The sequence below is a fragment of the Catonella massiliensis genome (genome assembly GCF_016651435.1).
Lineage (GTDB): Bacteria > Bacillota > Clostridia > Lachnospirales > Lachnospiraceae > Catonella > Catonella massiliensis.
On sequence record NZ_JAEPRJ010000001.1, the window covers coordinates 557,396 to 575,587 of the forward strand.

Sequence of the window (18,192 nt, forward strand, 5' to 3'; positions counted from 1 at the left end):
CTCTATCGGAATTTACAAAAGATATAAGGCTTATGGGACTTTTGCCTAGGCTTAAGTCCCATAGGGCCGGTTTAATACGAAGGGAGTAACGGGATGTCAGAGATGAGCATAGAAAATGTTCAGCCAATTACTTATGATGCGATAAAGATAGGCTTGGCTTCACCAGAGAAAATAAAGGAATGGTCTCACGGAGAAGTAAAAAAACCTGAGACAATTAACTATAGAACACTCAAACCTGAAAAGGACGGGCTTTACTGTGAGAAGATATTCGGACCTAGTAAGGACTGGGAGTGCCATTGCGGTAAATATAAGAAAATCCGCTATAAGGGTGTTATTTGTGACAGATGTGGTGTTGAAGTTACAAAGGCAACCGTAAGGCGTGAGAGAATGGGACATATTGAGCTTGCGGCTCCTGTATCCCATATTTGGTATTTTAAAGGTATTCCAAGCCGTATGGGTACCATATTGTCCATACCTCCTAGAAGCCTTGAAAAAGTACTTTATTTTGCTTCTTACATCGTAACAGACAAGGGAAGCAGTGACTTAGAGAAAAAAACAATTCTTTCTGAGAAAGAATACTTAGAGGCAAAAGAAAAATATGGTAATACCTTCAAGGCGGAAGTAGGAGCAGAGGCTATATATAAGCTTCTTGCAGATATTGACCTGGAAGAAGAGTCAAAGCGCCTTAAGGAGGAATTAAAGAAGGCAGGCAATTCAAAGAGCCAGAAGATGATTAAGGCTGCCAAAGAGCTTGCTGTGATAGAGGCCTTTAAGGAGTCAGGCAACCGTCCTGAATGGATGATTCTTAAGGCTATTCCGGTACTTCCACCGGATCTTCGTCCTATGGTTCAGCTTGATGGTGGAAGATTTGCTACCTCAGATATGAATGACCTTTACAGAAGAATAATAAACAGAAATAACCGTCTTAAGAAGCTTCTTGAGATAGGTGCTCCTGATATCATTGTGAGAAATGAAAAGCGTATGCTTCAGGAAGCTGTGGATGCTCTAATTGACAACGGACGCCGTGGAAAGCCGGTTACAGGTCCTGGTAACAGAGCACTTAAGTCGCTTTCCGATATGCTTAAAGGTAAGCAGGGACGTTTCCGTCAGAACCTTCTTGGTAAGCGTGTTGACTATTCAGGACGTTCAGTTATCGTAGTTGGTCCTGACCTTAAGATATATCAGTGTGGTGTTCCTAAGGAAATGGCTATCGAGCTCTTCAAGCCTTTCGTTATGAAGGAGCTTGTTGCCCGTGATATAGCACACAATATTAAATCAGCTAAAAAGATGGTTGAGAGGGTAGAGACTCAGGTGTGGGATGTACTTGAAGATGTAATAAAGGATCATCCTGTTATGCTTAACCGTGCTCCGACCCTTCACAGACTTGGTATTCAGGCATTTGAGCCTGTACTTGTAGAAGGTAAGGCTATTAAGCTACATCCGCTCGTATGTACAGCCTTCAACGCAGACTTTGATGGAGACCAGATGGCTATCCATCTCCCACTTTCTGTTGAAGCTCAGGCTGAGTGCCGTTTTCTCCTGCTTTCACCTAACAACCTCCTTAAGCCTTCTGACGGTGGTGTGGTTGCGGTTCCTTCCCAGGATATGGTGCTTGGTATCTATTACCTTACACTTGACAAGCCTGGCGACAAGGGAGAGGGAATGTTCTTTAAGGACATGAACGAAGCACTTCTTGCTTATGAGAACGGCTATATTACCTTACAGGCTAAGATTAAGGTGAGACGTGAGGGCATCAACTCCAAGGGAGTTAAGGAGGAGAGGATAATCGAGTCTACACTCGGAAGATTCATATTCAACGAAGTACTTGATCAGAATCTGGGCTTTGTAGACAGAAGCCTTGATGAGAATTTCTTAAAGCTTGAGATAGACTTTCTCGTTAAGAAGAAGGAGCTTAAGCAGATACTTGAGAAGTGTATGGCAAACCTCGGTGCTACCAGAACAGCGGAGATAATGGATGCTGTGAAGAGTCTTGGTTATAAGTATTCAACCATAGCTGCTATGACGGTTTCTGTATCAGATATGACAGTTCCGCCTGAAAAAGCAGAGATTCTTAAAGAAGCACAGAAAAAGGTTGAGATTATAACAAGGAACTTTAGAAAAGGTCTCCTTACTGAGCAGGAGAGATATCAGGAAGTTATTAAGAACTGGAAGAAGGCCGATGATGAGATTGCTGCTAAGCTTATGAGCGGTCTTGATAAATATAATAACATTTATATGATGGCACACTCAGGAGCCCGTGGTTCTGATAAGCAGATTAAGCAGCTTGCAGGTATGCGTGGACTTATGGCGGATACAAAGGGACATACTATCGAACTTCCAATCAAGTCTAACTTCCGTGAGGGACTTGACGTTCTGGAGTATTTCGTTTCTGCCCACGGTGCAAGAAAAGGTCTTTCAGATACAGCTCTTCGTACAGCCGATTCAGGATACCTCACAAGACGACTTGTAGACGTATCTCAGGATCTTATTATCAGAGAGACTGACTGCCGTGCAGGAAAGAGCGAGATACCTGGTATGTGGGTATCAGCCTTTATGGACGGAAAAGAAGAGATAGAAAGCCTTGAAGAGAGAATCAAGGGAAGATATTCCTGTGAGACTATATATGATGACAACGGTGAGGTTATAGTTAAGGCAAATCATATCATTACTCCAAAGCGTGCAGCCAGGATAATGAAGACAAAGGCCGTTATGGAGGCGGGCACAGCTGCCAAGATAAAGATACGTACCGTTCTTACCTGCCGCAGCCACGTGGGTATCTGTGCGAAGTGCTATGGTGCAAACATGGCAACAGGTGATCCTGTACAGGTTGGTGAAGCAGTTGGTATTATCGCTGCTCAGTCAATCGGTGAGCCGGGTACACAGCTTACCATGAGAACCTTCCATACCGGTGGTGTTGCGGGTGGAGATATTACTCAGGGTCTTCCTCGTGTAGAGGAGCTTTTCGAGGCACGTAAGCCAAAGGGACTTGCTATTATCTCTGAGATTGCAGGTAAGGTAAGTATCCAGGATACCAAGAGCAGACGTGAGGTTGTGGTAACAGCTGATGACGGCGAAGAAAGAAAGTATCCTATCAACTACGGTTCAAGAATCAAGGTATTTGACGGAGATGTAATTGAAGCCGGTGATGAAATCACAGAGGGTAGTATCAATCCACACGATCTCCTTAGTATCAAGGGTGTAAGAGCAGTACAGGATTATATGATCCGTGAAGTACAGCGTGTATACCGTTTGCAGGGTGTTGAGATTAACGATAAGCATATCGAGATGATAGTTCGTCAGATGCTTAAGAAGATAAAGATATCCGAGCCTGGAGACACCGATTATCTGACAGGCGAATATGCCGATATAATCGAGTTCGAGGAGCTTAATGAGCAGCTCGAGCAGGAAGGCTTCGAGAAGGCAGAGGGTGAGAGAACCATGCTTGGTATCACCAAGGCTTCTCTTGCAACCAACTCCTTCCTCTCAGCAGCTTCCTTCCAGGAGACCACAAAGGTGCTTACTGATGCAGCAATAAAGGGCAAGGTAGATAAGCTCATCGGTCTTAAGGAGAATGTTATCTTAGGTAAGCTCATTCCGGCAGGTACAGGTATGAAGTTCTACCGCTCAGTTAAGCTTGACAGCGATCACGAATTTGACGAGATGGGTGAGGAGAACCTCAATCTAAACGAGTTTGATGATAACTACGCTGACCACTATGAGAATGATGAAGTAGTGACAACAGATAACGGACAGGATGAAGAATAATTAAATTACAAATCTCCTTGCATTTTCATAAAAAAAGTCTTATAATACAAATGATAATGAATATCAATTATAACCTTCTCTGTAAATTATGGAGGAATGACAATGGAAGAGGGATTTGTTAAAAGGCGGGTAATAAGGGGCATTGCCCTTACAGTGTTAGCCTTAATAGTAAATGTAATATGGTAACTACAAGACCGTGGGAGTATTATTTTCCTGCGGTCTTTTGTTATAAAAAAAATATAAAAATATTTTAAAAAAAATATTATAAAAAAGGTTAAGTTTTGATGGTAAAATGCCGATATAATTCATGGACTAAGAATACTTACGTAAAGGAGAATGTTATGTGGGAAAAAACCAGACTTAAAAGAGGTGCCCTAAGTGTGACGCTCGCTTTAGGACTTGTGCTTACAAGTTTCAACCCTCTTGGCGTATTTGCAAAGGAAGCAGGGGGAGAACAGACTACAGCATTCAGTGAGAGCAGAGTGCTTGCAGAAACCGGAGCGAAAGAGCTTACCTGGAAAGACAGCTACCGTCTGGATCGCACTGTGATGCAGGATGGTAATGTTATTCAAAATGGCTCAAACGAACCAACCGGCAAAATAAATCCAAATAAGAACTTCAGAGTTAATATGAGTGTTGAGCTGCCTGTAGCTACAGATGGCAACGCAAGACCATATCTGAAAAAGGACGACTTTATTCGCATCCCTATGATAGAAAAGGGAGTAAAGTTAACAGGCAATTTAGATCTTGGCAAGTTAGATGCCAAATTCATGGTAAATGGTACCGAGCATACAGTTAAGAATGCGTTTTCAGCAAAGGTAGAAGCTGACAATGCTACAAAAACCGTATACATGGTTATGACTTTACTTGTTGACAACAACGAGTTACAGGATGCAACAGACTTAAGGGCCAATATCAAGATGGACTTTGATGTTGATCAGGACAGCATGGGCAAAGATGCAAAGGGAAGCTATATCTATTCTGCAGAGAAGAAGATATATCTTGGCAAGTTTGACAACAAGTTTGTTGTAGAAAAGACAGGAACCATAGACTACGACAATGGAAATGTCAACTGGACTGTAAAGGTTGAGAAAAAAGGTGCTGCTGGAGAGCAGACTTCATTAGCAGGCTATAGACTTGAAGATCCTATCGGAAAAGTAGGTGCCTATATACCTAAGACTTTCACAGTCTATGAAGCAGGTGCAAACAACGCACCCAGCAACAGGATATTTGGTGATGACGGCAGTGCTTCATCAGATTTTAAGTATGTAACAGGTGCAACTGATGCAGGCAACAACAATGCACTTACCTATGTGTTCCCTGCGAATGCACCGGGCAAGGCAATAGTTAAGTTTAGTACAAGCTTAATGAAGGATTCTTCAGATACATACTATACTGATCTTAGAAATGGCTTTACCAGAGACAACACTGCGTATTTGTATCAGAAGGAAACAGATGGGAAATATACTGTTAAAGTCGCTGAGAACACCACAACTGTCAGATGGGGCGGAATGTGGGGAGTTAAGTATCACGGAGGCTATTCCGAGAAAAACGGAATAAGAGATGCACTCTTAAAGGATCACCTCAGTGACAAAGGAATGACAAAAGACAGCTTTGCTGAGCTTGATGAGGACGTTAAAGTAGAAAACGGCAAACATAAAGTACAGTGGGATATCGTATTTGATGCAACAGATAAGAATCTCACAAATGTAAAGCTTAGAGATGAACTTCCTCTTACCGGACGTTATTCAAAGAAAGAAATGACCTTTGATAAGGCAATGGTAAGAAAGTGGGATGTAACCGGACATAAGTGGCTCTATTTTGATTATGCAAACAAGACCTGGGGCACTGATGTAAAATACATCACAACTCAGCCACAGGACGGTGTATACGCGATAGGCGATCTAAACACTGTAGCAAAGTTAACAATCTGGTCAGAAGTAGAAGGCTTAAAGGGTATTGACAGATTCAGTAACAATGCAAGAGTTATGTGGGGTAAGGACAGCAAGAAGTACGTAGACCTCTCAGAAGGCTTCGACATCGGTAAAAAGAGCATAATTAAAAGGGCAGAGGGTAAGTATATTGAGTCTAACCCTACCTGGAATATAAAGGTCAGCAAGGGAACCGTTGATGAGAACAAGGCTAAAGGTATCAAGACCTATGTTTACGATACTTTGATTGATACAAGCATTGGAAACTCAGATGAGTACTATAAGCTTATAAATGGTACAAGTGCTGACAAGGTTGCTGCCAGAGAGAACTTCTCACTTGAAAATGGCGACAAGAAATTTGCTTCAGGAGTGAAAGTAGCTGATATTGTATATCAGGCAGGTACTGCAAAAATGAGCTATGAGGACGGTTCATTTGTAGACAGCTTAAATAATGGAGCACTGAAGGCCACTGTGCATACTCTTTACTATACAAAAGGCACAGAGAAGAAGGCTGTAGGTAAAATCTTAGAAGTAACAGGCTTTGAAGATTGTACCAAGACTCTTGATAACGAGGGTGACAAGTGGTATCCTTTCTCATTCAGAACTAATATACTTGACGCTGATTCACTTACAGGCGGTTCAAGACGAGGTAATGACAGCAACTTAAAATACAATCAGGTTATGAACTTAGCTTACCTTTATGGATCAGGTAAGGTTGGTAAAAATGGTGAAGAAGGCGTAGAATACGGAAGCTTTAGTGATTATTGGGCAAACTACAACCATAGAATGATTCAGAAGGACGCACTTACAAGTGATGCAGCTGAAAAGCTCATCGCAGGCGGCGAAAGCAGCTACACTGCAGCAAATGCAAATGATGTTGTAAATGGTACATCAGGTGCATATGCAAAGGATTATAAGTCAGTAGTATTCCGTCTTAGCGTAAATGCTGAAAACATAAAGAAATTAGACACAAGCAAGCTTGAAGCATTTATAAAGGACAGCATAGACAGTAAGTTTAAGATAGTTCCACTTAATGATAAGTATAACTACCTTGTATTTAAGGGAACACCTAGAACAGCTTTTACAGGAGCAGGCTATACCAATGATGCTTATGTAACAGCTGAGGGAAGCCCTGTTGATGCAAATGACATATTCACAGTAAGTGAAAATGTAGCAAACGGAGATAAACTTGATACAACCTTTACCCTTAAGAAGCTTGACGCTCCTTACGTTATTCTCCTTAGAGCTCAGATAAGAGACGGAGAGAACGGAGACGAGAAGAAGATTATCAATTCTAAGGGTGCTGTGACCAACGATGTGGCAGTAACACTTCACGATGTAAGCTTTGATGGAACTAAGGGTAAGGATTACAGCCTTTCAAGCAGCAAGACTGTTGATTATGATACCAGATTCTTAAGTAAGGAATATAAGGTAGAGCAGGGTGGAATCATAAGATGGACCATAGAGTACAATCCAGCTATTATGGATGCTGGTACCAAGGGTGAAATCGAAGCTGCAAAGGATGACAGCGCGGCTGATAAGAAAGATATTACCTTATACGATATACTTGAAAAGGGACTTAATGTATTCCAGGAAAATGACAAGCCAATTCTTGGCAAGGGATATTACAGCCTTGAGATGGTTGACAAAGACGGAAACAGTGTTCCATATTCTGCTAAGTTAACAGACCTCCTTTCATTTGGTAAGGAAGGTGGTAAGGAAGCTCTTACACTTAAGATACCTAATAATGAGAGAATGAATAAGTTTATTTTCTCATATAGTACCATTCTTGATAAGAATGCACCTAAGGATATAAAGAATACAGTTCAGATTCGTATTAACGGTGAAAAGAAGTCAGAAGCTGAAGTTGCAACATATACAGTTTCAGCAGGTGTTTCACTCGATACCTTCGTTACAGAAGGCAATTTAACTGCGAAGATAGTAAAGACTGATGCCGAGACAGGAAAACCTATCAAGGGTGTTGAGTTTGAACTCACATATCCAAATGGCACTGTTAAGAAGGCAGCTACAGATGCAACAGGTGTAGTTAAGTTTGCTTCACTTGAAGCAGGAAATGGTTACAAGTTAAGAGAGTTTAGCGCTGAAGGCTATGAAGTAGACAAAAATACTTATGTATTCAATGTTGAGCGAATTACCGTTCCTAATGGCAAGACACTTACCATCGGTGGATTTGCAGTAGAAGGCACACCTGTAGGCGAGCAGCAGTTAAAGTTCGGTGACGGTGTTGTAGGTGGCAGTGATGGTAGAACTATCGTAGCTACCAACAAGAAAATAGGTGAGTTAAAGGATGAAACAAGCTTTAACCTCATTAAGGCAGATTATGATGTAAACAAGGATGTAATAACCAAGGCAGGTGTGACAGTCAATGAAATTAAGTCACGTCTTGATGGAGTGAAGTTCACACTTACTTCAGGAAGTTCAGTAATTGCAGAGGGAACCACCTCTACACCTGCAGGAATTGTTACATTTGAGGGTCTTGCCAGTGGTAAGTACACACTTAAAGAAGCCTCTGCAAAGGCAGGATATAAGGCTCTTGATAAGACTTACACAGTGGTTGTGACAACAGCCGCAATCAATAAGGCAGCTGGTAAGGCTGTGGTAGATGAGATAGCAGTAGTGGAAAAGGATGAAAATGTTGGATTGGTTGGTGACTCTATTGTAGTCCTCAATCATAAGGAGAATGTAACTCCTAATCCGGTACCGGGTCCAAACCCAAACCCAAATCCAAATCCAAACCCAAATCCAAATCCAAATCCGGGTCCAAACCCAAACCCAAATCCGGGTCCAAGCCCAAGTCCTAATCCATCACCAAGCCCAAACCCAAATCCAAGCCCAAACCCAAATCCAAGCCCTAACCCAAACCCTACACCAACAGTACCTACAACAGATATACCTAACAATGATACACCTACCTATCCATCAGACAATTTCCCAAATCCGAACGATCCAAAGAGTCCGGATGAGTTCGTTTCGGTTGATGACAACGGAACTCCAAAGGGTAGATATGTAAAGAAGAAAAAACCTGATGGAACTAACGAGTATGTGAAGGTTAATGATGACGGTACTCCTAAGGGAACTAAGGGTGGTAAGAACAGGCTCCCAAGAACCGGTGGTTCAGATACCATGGTTTATTACTTAGGTGGAGCAATGCTCATCTTCCTTGCATCAGGCATTGTTGTAAGAAGAAAAAAAGTTAATAAATAATTAAGTACTAATGAGAGATCATCGTTTTGGCATTATGCTAAGACGGTGGTCTCTTTTTTTTGTTGAGAAAAATATAATAAAAAAGATTTGAGAATGGGTTGCAATTTTTGTAAATGGTGTTATAATTGCGAATGGGTTGCAAAAGTTTAACTTTGATACATGAAAGGAAGAGAGATGAAAAATAAGAGAAGCTTGTTATTTGTGTTATGTGGAATGCTGTTAATACCACTATTTTCAGCAGATACCCAGGTGCTTGCAGCAAAGAAGGGAAGACCAGGGCATGAGGCAGTTGTTGTTAAGGATAAAGAGCCAAAGAACGATGAAAAATCCGGTGAAAAGCCTGAGGAGACATCTGGAGAGAAGTCAGACAAAGAGCCTAAAGAAAATCAGGAAGAATTGACTTCTCCTATCAAACAAGATAAAAGTGCAGCTGATAAAGCTGAAAACAAGGAAAAGAAAAAGAAGAAAAAGAATAAAAAGAAAAAGAATAAGAAGAAAAGTAAGGGCAGAAATAAAAAGAATAGGTTAAAAAAGAATAAAAAGAAGAAGACTAAAAAGGGCAGTAAGAAAGGCTCTAAGAACAAAGCAAAAAAGGGTAAAAAAGGTAACAAAAATCAAAATAACAAAAAGAGCAAAAAAGGTAACAAGAATAAAAAGAAAGATAACAAGAAGGTGAATGAGGAAAAGAACTTAGACCTTAAAGAAGAAGAGGTTGGTAAGATACCAGAGACTGATAAGTACAAGCCTGTGGATAATACAGACTTTAGCAATGCGGGAATTGTAAATGAACAATCAGGAAGGAGTAATTCCTCATCAGGCAAAGAAAACAAAGAAAAAATCATTAGAGAGTATACGGTTTTTGGCGAATATACAGATGTTGACGGGAAAATAAGATTCAAGTCGGGGAATGCCATATCCTTACCGGAGAGTGGCTATGTAGGCTTTGTTGCAACTGGGGAGAATACAGGTATAGAAGATAAGCTCACCTGGGAAGGCAAAGACCTTGAGAGTATTAAAAAAGGAATCAAAGGAAACTATGTTCTTACCTGTATTACCAGTGAAAATGTGGTAATCGGAGGTAAGGATTACGGTAAACTTAAGTTTTTAGTCTACATCATAGTAGAGTAAGTGAGGATGATATAATGATTAAGAAAGACGGAAAGAGAATACTAGCATCGGTTTTATCTGCTGCCCTTGCTATTTCTTTAATTAACTATAAAGTGGATGTAAAAGCAGCTGATGAAGCGAAAAATCCTGCTGTTACAAGATTAAAGAATGTATCAGCAGAGGCTAAGCAGGCTGATATTACGAGTAAGGCAGAAGGCATAGAGCCTAAATCAGATACTCTTAAAGCTGAAGAAGATAAACAGGTTAGAGTCATAGTGGAGCTTGATAAGGATTCAGTTCTTGATGAGGCTAACAAAAAAAATATGAGCCTCTCAACCCTTAGCGAGAGCTTTAAGGAAGAGAAGAAAAAGGAGCTTAAATCAGAGCAGGATGAAGTGATTGCTGAGATTAAAAAAAGTAATATTGAGGCAGATACTTCGGATATAAGAAACTATGACACTGTATTTAACGGTGTAGCACTTAATGTTAAAGCAGGAGATATAGACAAGATTGACGACTTGGATGGAGTAAAAAATGTATACATATCAGAGGAATTTGAAAGACCACTGCTTACTTCATCAAGTGAAATGACAGGAGCCACCTACGCAGGAAACTTTGACTACAAGGGTGAAGGCACTGTAGTAGCGGTGATAGACTCAGGTATTGACTATAACCATAAGGCATTTACTCTGGATAATGAGAGTAAGGCAAGGCTTTCTGAGGCAGAGGTAAACAAGCTGATTGAAGAGAAGGGTTTAAGTGGAAGATATTATACACCAAAGATTCCTTACGGATACAATTATTATGACTTCAATACCAATCTCTATGACAGCTATGGAGTGATGCATGGAATGCATGTATCAGGTATAGTCGGTGCCAATGATAAGGAGAAGAACCTATATGGAGTGGCACCAAATGCACAGATACTAGCTCTTAAGGTATTTTCGGATGATTTGCAGTATCCTACTACCTTTACGGATATATGGCTTAAAGCAATGGATGACGCTATTTCTCTCGGTGCTGATGTTGTCAATATGAGCCTCGGCTCATCTGCAGGTTTTTCTGTAGAAGGAGAGAAATATCCTGAGACTGAGATGTTTGAAAAGGCAAGAAGGGCAGGAGTGGTAGTTACAGTAGCGGCAGGAAATGACGGAACTATAACCGATGGTAATTACTATGGGGTGAAACCGCTTGAAGGAAACTTTGATACAGCCCTCATTGCCAATCCTGCACTTGATGAAGGCTCATTTGCTGTTGCCTCTATGGACAATCTAAAAAAGTATTCCCGTGCAATAGGCTGGAAGGAAAAGAAAACCAATGAGTTTAAGGAACAGGCTGATGTAGTGCCTGGAGCCAATGCAACGGCTGACAAGCTTACAGGGAAATGGATAGAGCTAGCCGAAGGAAGGGAAGATGACCCTTTTATAAAGAGAAATATAAAAGGGAATTTTGCTGTAATTGAGCTTGTAAATGACACAGAAGGCAAACAGGCATTTGTAGAAAGACTTAAAAAGATAGTAGCGCTTGAGCCATCAGCCATAGTATTTTACAATCCTGAATCAGAGGCAGAGAGGATAGGCAGAAATATAAGCCTTGGTGATGAGGCAGGCAACATAACTGTGGTAAGGATTAAGCGCAGTACATTCAATAAAATAAGCATCGCTAATAAAATGTCTATGAGATTTACCGTGGATATCTTTATGAATGAGATACCTTTCGAGAATCCTTCTGCGGGAAGGCTTTCATACTTTTCATCCTGGGGGCCTACTCCCGACCTTAGAATCAAGCCGGAGATTACAGCTCCCGGCGGCAGCATTTATTCAACCGCAGAGGATGACAGGTATCAGAACATGTCAGGTACCTCTATGGCCTCACCTCAGGTGGCAGGAGCCAGCGCACTTATCAGACAGTATATCAGGGAAAATCAGTTAAATGTAGACAATGCTTCTGACTTTACCAAGCTGTTGCTTATGAATACAGCAAAGCCTGTACTGTACAAAGAAGATACTCCTTACTTTGTAAGGCAGCAGGGAAGCGGTGCTCTTGACCTTAAGAATGCACTCGAGACTACTGTTGTAGTAAAAGCTGAGGGTACAAATGACAATAAGGCTGACGGTAAGCTAGAAATAAAGGAAGTGGGAGAAAAGAAGTTCAGGGCCAAACTTACACTAGAGAACTTTGGAAATGACCAAAAGACCTACAGTATCAGCACGAAGGCAGTATACGAGCCTGTTGTTGAAGGCTATAGGACTGAAACTCCTGAGGCTGCCCACGCTCCTCAGAGCTTTGAAGGAAGAGAAGTTACGGTTTCAGGAAAATCAAGTAATACAATTGAACTTGACTTTGACTATACAGCTGCAGATGAAATAAAGATAAACAACTTCTTAGAGGGCTTTATAGAGCTTAAAGAGGTGGATGATGAGAGCACACTTAGCATTCCTTTCTTAGGCTTTTATGGCGACTGGGAGAGTGAAAGGGCTATAGATGCTTTTCAGGTAAAAGAGGTTGATAACGAAAAGAGAGATGTACAGTTTTATGTAAATAAGCTGGTTAATGCGGCTTCATCTATGTTCATTACAAGTGCTACACTAAGGCTTCCTGTAGTAAATGATACCCTCTATTTCTCACCTTCAGGTGCTTACCACAAGGATGTAGCAGTAAGGCTAGCACCACTTAGAAATATGGATGAGATAGAGTATTCTATCTTAGATGGTGATACCAATGAGACACTGAGGGTAATAGGCAAGTCTCTAAAGGTAAGAAAGCTAAGCAGCCTCGGAAGAAAGGCAAGCTTTAACATTATGCCTGATTCCTGGTGGGATGGAAGAATAGGAGGTAAACTTGCTACAGAAGGAGTCAATTATATATATCAGATAAAGGCTAAGCTAAATACCGGCAATTCAGGTGGTGGTAATAATGAGCAGGTATACAGGTATAAATTAAAGGTAGACTCCACAGCGCCGGAGCTTAGTGACGATATTGAAGTTAAAAGTGTAGAGGGGAAAAACAGACTAAAGAGGGTAAAGTTTAGGGTAAAGGATGGTGGCAGCGGAGTAGAACAGATTTACCTTAATTCACTTAAGTTTGTAGGAGAAGAGGGAAATAACCAAAGCGGACCCGCTCTCCCTCCGGGTGTAGACCCTACACCTCCGGGTAAGAAAAAGCCTTCTTCAATTGAAAATGAACCTGTTGTACCTGGTAAGATGTCTGCTGGAATTGATGGAATAAGTGGAGAAGACTTAAAGCTTGGCAAGCCTAAATTCGGCAAATACCTTATTCTCAATTTTACAGATGAGGCAGAAAAAGATGGTAAAATACTGCCTAAGGTGACAGATGGAAAGCTTGTTATCTCAGATGATATGATTCCTTCAGACCCTTCTGAGAGCAGGGAGATATATGTTAACAGAAATGGCAGCAGGAATGAGGAAATAGAGGTAGATTCAAGCTTCCTTGCAGATGCTTCACATATCTACATTACAGTTAAGGATTACCTTAGCAATCAGCGTAATGTGACAGTGAAAACAGGAGAGAGTGCAAGCTACAATTCTGTTAGCTTCTTAAACTTCTATGATTCAATAAAAGACAGAGGGGTTAAGGTTTACGCTGATGGCAAACTCCTTGATGATGACAAGTATGATACACTTGACAAAAAGGTGGACTTAAAGCTTGTAATGCCTGATGATAACTGGCATCTAAGCACGATATACATAAGAGAGGGGCATTCTGTAAAATATCTTATCAGAGACAGCAGACTTCAGCCCGGAATGAAAAAAGAATATAACTATTCTTATGATAAGAATGAGAGGGCATTAAGCTTTACCATAGACCCTCTAAGGAGCAACAAGGAGATAGTGACAAGCTTTGCTAAAGGAGCCATGCCAGAGGAGCCTGAAGAAAAGGATATAAAGGTTGATCTTAAAAAGGCGGGGCTTGGCAACTTTAAGGAAATAAAGCTTGACAATAAGGATATTACCATAGGTGAAGATGAGATTCTTAAGACAAGAAGCGGATATATTAAGCTTGACCTTAGGTTTAAGGACGGAGTAAAGCCTGTGGTTAAGGGAGTCATCCTCCATAAAAAGGACGGAGAAAATATCATTCTTCCGCTAAAGGGTGCACTTGACCTTGATACAGGCGCCAGTGGCTACAGCTTTGCTAAGGGCTTTTCAGTTCAGATTCACTATAATTTAACTGATGATACTCAGATTGAGATAATCTATGAGGGAAGTGAAGCTGATAAAAAAAGTACACCTTATGGAAATGACCTCTATAATGACGGCTACAACGGTGTAAATAACACTAAGACCAAGTATCCTGTAGTCTTTCTTGAAAGCCCTGCCCTTATGGATGTGATACCTTCTAACAATGAAAAAACCGTAAAGGTTGAAGGCTTCATCGGCAATGTAAAATCAGACGATAAGGTAGAGACCATAGAAGTATCACTTGTTGATGATAAGGGCAAGGCAGTAGGTGAAAAGGTGGTCTTAAGTGGCGATGATATTAAAGCCCTTGCTAAGAAATATTCATACGGTGGGAATTCACCATACAATGGCCTTGGTTACACATTTTCCGCTACACTTCCCGTAAAGGACTTCTGTGTAAATATCAGGGTAGAGGCGGTTACAAAGAAGGGAGAAAAAGCAAGTATAGTAAGACGTGCCTTCTATGATTTGACAGACCCTGTGCTTACTTATGAAGTCTTAACGAGAAAGCTTGACTCTCATTCTGTGACTATCAAGCTCCATTCCACAGATGATTCCTTAAGGCTTAAGCTCTATAATGGAGACTCCCTTGTAGGTATTGTAGATAAGACAGACAGAACCATGGCTTACGGAGGAGTGGTAATTGATAAAGAAATAACAGTGCCGCTGAACCTTGGACAAAATAAAATTAAAATCAGTGCTGTGGATTTGGCAGGCTTTAAGGATGAAAAGGAGATAAGCATTTTTAGAACCAAATAACAAGAGTACCCTGGCTGTAGCAAACCAATTGCATAGGATATAGGTTGATTTAGATCAAACAAGATATTATCACTGTTTAATACCCCGTTTACATTAGCGGGGTATTTTGCTGCCATCATTTTATTTGCAAATCATCTAATTTATAGTATACTTTTTATATAGACTTAAAGCAGAGTGTCAAATGTTTTTGCAAGGGCCTTGCTAAGCGCAGCTGTTGCAAGCCTGTATCAATGGGTGCCAAATACTTTTGACACTCACATCATGAAAAAAGTAATTTGTTAATGGGGGTTTGATATGTATAAGGTTTTGTTCGCAGAGGATGAACTACTGGTACGTATAGGGCTTCAAAATGCGATAAAGTGGAGCGATTATTCCATGGAGCTGGTGGCACAGGCAGATGATGGCGGCCAGGCCTTTGAACTTTTTCAGAAGATAAGGCCTGATGTAGTCATTACCGACATAAGAATGGATGTGATGGACGGTCACGAGCTTATAAGGAAAATACGTGAGATAGATAAGGAATGTGCCATTTTAGTAATATCCTGTATAGATGATTTTGAGGTTATAAGAAGGCTTGTACCTCTTAAGATAAACGGCTATGTACTTAAAGCCACACTAAACATGGAGGAAATCAACAAACTGCTTCAGGAAACCAGGGAATATCTGATAAGTATCGGCAGAAATGGTGAAGATAAGCCTGATAATGAGAATTTCTTAGAAAAAAGGCTGAAGAAATATCTTCTTGGTGAAGGCAGTGAGCCTATCTGGAATGAAAATGAGAAGATGAAATATCTCTGTAAGTTTTCATTAAAGGCTGAGGATAGGGATAAAATCAATGACTCAGCTGTTAAATTTATCAACGAACTTCTCATCCATCAGTTCAAAGAGGGTGTTGTCCTTATGTTTGAAAAGCCTGTTAACTTCTACATTTTCCTCCCTCTAGACAATGAAAATCTTGAAAAAAGGGTGGAAAGGGTTAATGAACTGGTGGAGAGCTTTCTTGGCATAAGACTTTCTTATACCAACAGTGTAAGGCAAAGCAGGGAAAAGATAGCAGACTGGTTTACAAGACACGAGAAATCAGGAGATGACGTAAACAATTCAGCAAGCTGGGATAACTCAATAAAGACAGCGATTGACTATATCAATGCTAACCACGGAGAACAGCTAAGCCTGGCCAAGGTGGCTGGTGTGGCAGGAGTATCTCCTACGTATTTTTCTGCACTTTTTAAGAAAGAAATAGGCAAAAACTATGTGGAATACCTCAACGAAGTCAGACTTAAGGCTGTACTTAAGGAGTTTAAGGTAAGTGATGCCAAGATATCCTTTATTGCTGAAAAACATGGCTTTCCAAGTCAGGAGTATTTTTCAAGATATTTTAAGAAGGTAATGGGAGTGTCTCCTGCCAAATGGAGGAGGAAGAATAGTTGAATATAAAGCAAAGTAAGAAAATTAATTGGAGAATAAAAGCTCTACTCTCAATACTTGTATCTGTGATAGCTATAGTTATCATTCTTTTTGGCATTACCTATGTGTATTTTGAAAAGAAACTGGAGGATAACACTAAGAAGGTAGCTGAAGCTACGTTTAGACAGGCTGATAAAGAACTAAAAAAGATGCTTAGTACGGTTGAAGGTGAGGTCAACAGATATGGAAGCCTCACCCTTCCTTTAGAGTATTTAAGAGACGACTATAAAAATGATGTTGATAAAAGTGTAGTTTCAATGCAGATAATAAAGGAACTGGATGGAATGATGTTCTTAGATCCAAATATCAGTGCCATTTCTTTGATAAAGTCAGATGGAAGCTTCATATTTTCCGCATCAGACAGAAGCAGAAGCGGTAAAGCTGTAATAAGCGGCAGCCTTAAAGCAGTGCTCAAAAAAGCAGAGGATAAATACCCATACATGCTTTGGGTATCTGGTTATGAAATTCAGAAAAACGGAGAAAAAGCCTTCAGTCTTATAGCTAATAAGCCTTCCTTTATCGGTATTAAGTACCTGGGAAAAGGAACTGAGGGAGAAAAGGATGCCTTTATCGTAGCCTGTGTGGATGAAAAATCTGTCAGAAAAACCTATGAATCAGTGGTCTATAATGGAAGCATTGCCCTCCTTGTAAATGATGACGGTATAGTAATATCGGAAACAGGAGAAGCTCTTCTTGGCAAAAGATTTGAGAGAAAGGCCGGCTTTCAGACTATTGAGCACGAACTAAAGAACTTTGACTGGAAACTCTACAATCTTGTTCCCAAAGAAGGTTACCTTAAGGATACTAAGGACATTAGAAGATTCGGTACAGTTGTCGGCTTTATCAGCTGTATACTCATACTTATAGCAGGCCTTATATGGAGCAGGAGATATACAAGGCCTATCCAGTATCTTATGGATCAGATGAAACTTGTTCAGGAAGAAAACTTTGACATCAAGCAGCCCGGACATCAGGGATGGGAGGAGCTTGACACCCTAAACTACGAGTTTTACCTCCTCGTTGTCAAACTAAGAAAATACATCTCTGATATCAAAGCAGTTGAAAGAGAAAATACTAAAAAAGAACTTTTGGCACTTCAGTATCAAATGAATCCACACTTCTTGCTTGGCTCCATTAACTCTATCAGGTGGATGGCGGCACTTACCAACAACAATGTGGCGGCAAACGCACTTGAAATCCTTGCCAAGATTCTTACTCCAATCCTTAGAAATCCTGACTTCTTGTGGAAGCTTGAGGATGAACTGGTATTTTGTGAGAACTATGTATCTATGATGAATATTCGTTACGGCAATACTATGGAGTATAAGGTCATCTGTGATGGTTCACTTCTTAAGGAGGATTTTCCAAGGATGATACTACAGCCTATGATAGAGAACTGCTTCATCTATGGAAGCGATCCTCTTGACAAGAGAGTTATAACTGTCAATATAAGAAAAGAAGAGATGATGAAGGTCTCTATAAGTAACAGTGGTGTTAATATGGACAGGTCTAAGCTTGACAGTCTCAATGATATGCTAAGGAATAATACAGGTAATTCAGAGCATATTGGACTATCAAATGCTAAAAAAAGGCTGGATATTTTGTACAAAGATACAGGTAATATATGGCTTGAACAAGATGATAAAGGCACTTTGACGGTAGAAATAAGGTTTTAGATATGTTAATTTATTAACTATCCTTTAAATAAGTCAAATCACATTAATTAAGGTCAAAAA

General features: G+C 40.4%; 6 protein-coding genes. All 6 read left to right on the top strand.

Features of this window, described 5'->3' with window-relative positions:
• Nucleotides 1-93 precede the first annotated feature (93 nt).
• On the top strand, nucleotides 94-3,765 hold the full coding sequence (gene rpoC, locus JJN12_RS02445) for a DNA-directed RNA polymerase subunit beta' (protein WP_208428207.1): 3,672 nt from the start codon (nucleotides 94-96) through the stop codon (nucleotides 3,763-3,765).
• A gap of 341 nt (nucleotides 3,766-4,106) precedes the next feature.
• A complete protein-coding gene (locus JJN12_RS02450; RefSeq protein WP_208428208.1) occupies nucleotides 4,107-8,921 on the top strand; it encodes a SpaA isopeptide-forming pilin-related protein in 4,815 nt (1,604 codons plus the stop codon).
• A gap of 174 nt (nucleotides 8,922-9,095) precedes the next feature.
• Entirely contained in the window at nucleotides 9,096-10,049 is a 954-nt protein-coding gene (locus JJN12_RS02455) for a hypothetical protein (protein WP_208428209.1), read from the top strand.
• 14 nt (nucleotides 10,050-10,063) lie between these two features.
• Entirely contained in the window at nucleotides 10,064-14,989 is a 4,926-nt protein-coding gene (locus JJN12_RS02460) for a S8 family serine peptidase (protein ID WP_208428210.1), read from the top strand.
• 294 nt (nucleotides 14,990-15,283) lie between these two features.
• A complete protein-coding gene (locus JJN12_RS02465; RefSeq protein ID WP_208428211.1) occupies nucleotides 15,284-16,420 on the top strand; it encodes a response regulator transcription factor in 1,137 nt (378 codons plus the stop codon).
• Nucleotides 16,417-18,132, top strand: coding sequence for a cache domain-containing sensor histidine kinase (locus tag JJN12_RS02470; RefSeq protein ID WP_208428212.1), 1,716 nt, complete (start codon nucleotides 16,417-16,419; stop codon nucleotides 18,130-18,132). Before JJN12_RS02465 ends, JJN12_RS02470 begins: the two co-directional genes overlap by 4 nt.
• Nucleotides 18,133-18,192: the final 60 nt, after the last annotated feature.

What these genes read in the sequence shown, in the direction of transcription:
- rpoC (WP_208428207.1), top strand. Translation starts at nt 94, where the DNA reads ATGTCAGAGATGAGCATAGAAAATGTTCAGCCAATTACTTATGATGCG.
- JJN12_RS02450 (WP_208428208.1), top strand. Translation starts at nt 4,107, where the DNA reads ATGTGGGAAAAAACCAGACTTAAAAGAGGTGCCCTAAGTGTGACGCTC.
- JJN12_RS02455 (WP_208428209.1), top strand. Translation starts at nt 9,096, where the DNA reads ATGAAAAATAAGAGAAGCTTGTTATTTGTGTTATGTGGAATGCTGTTA.
- JJN12_RS02460 (WP_208428210.1), top strand. Translation starts at nt 10,064, where the DNA reads ATGATTAAGAAAGACGGAAAGAGAATACTAGCATCGGTTTTATCTGCT.
- JJN12_RS02465 (WP_208428211.1), top strand. Translation starts at nt 15,284, where the DNA reads ATGTATAAGGTTTTGTTCGCAGAGGATGAACTACTGGTACGTATAGGG.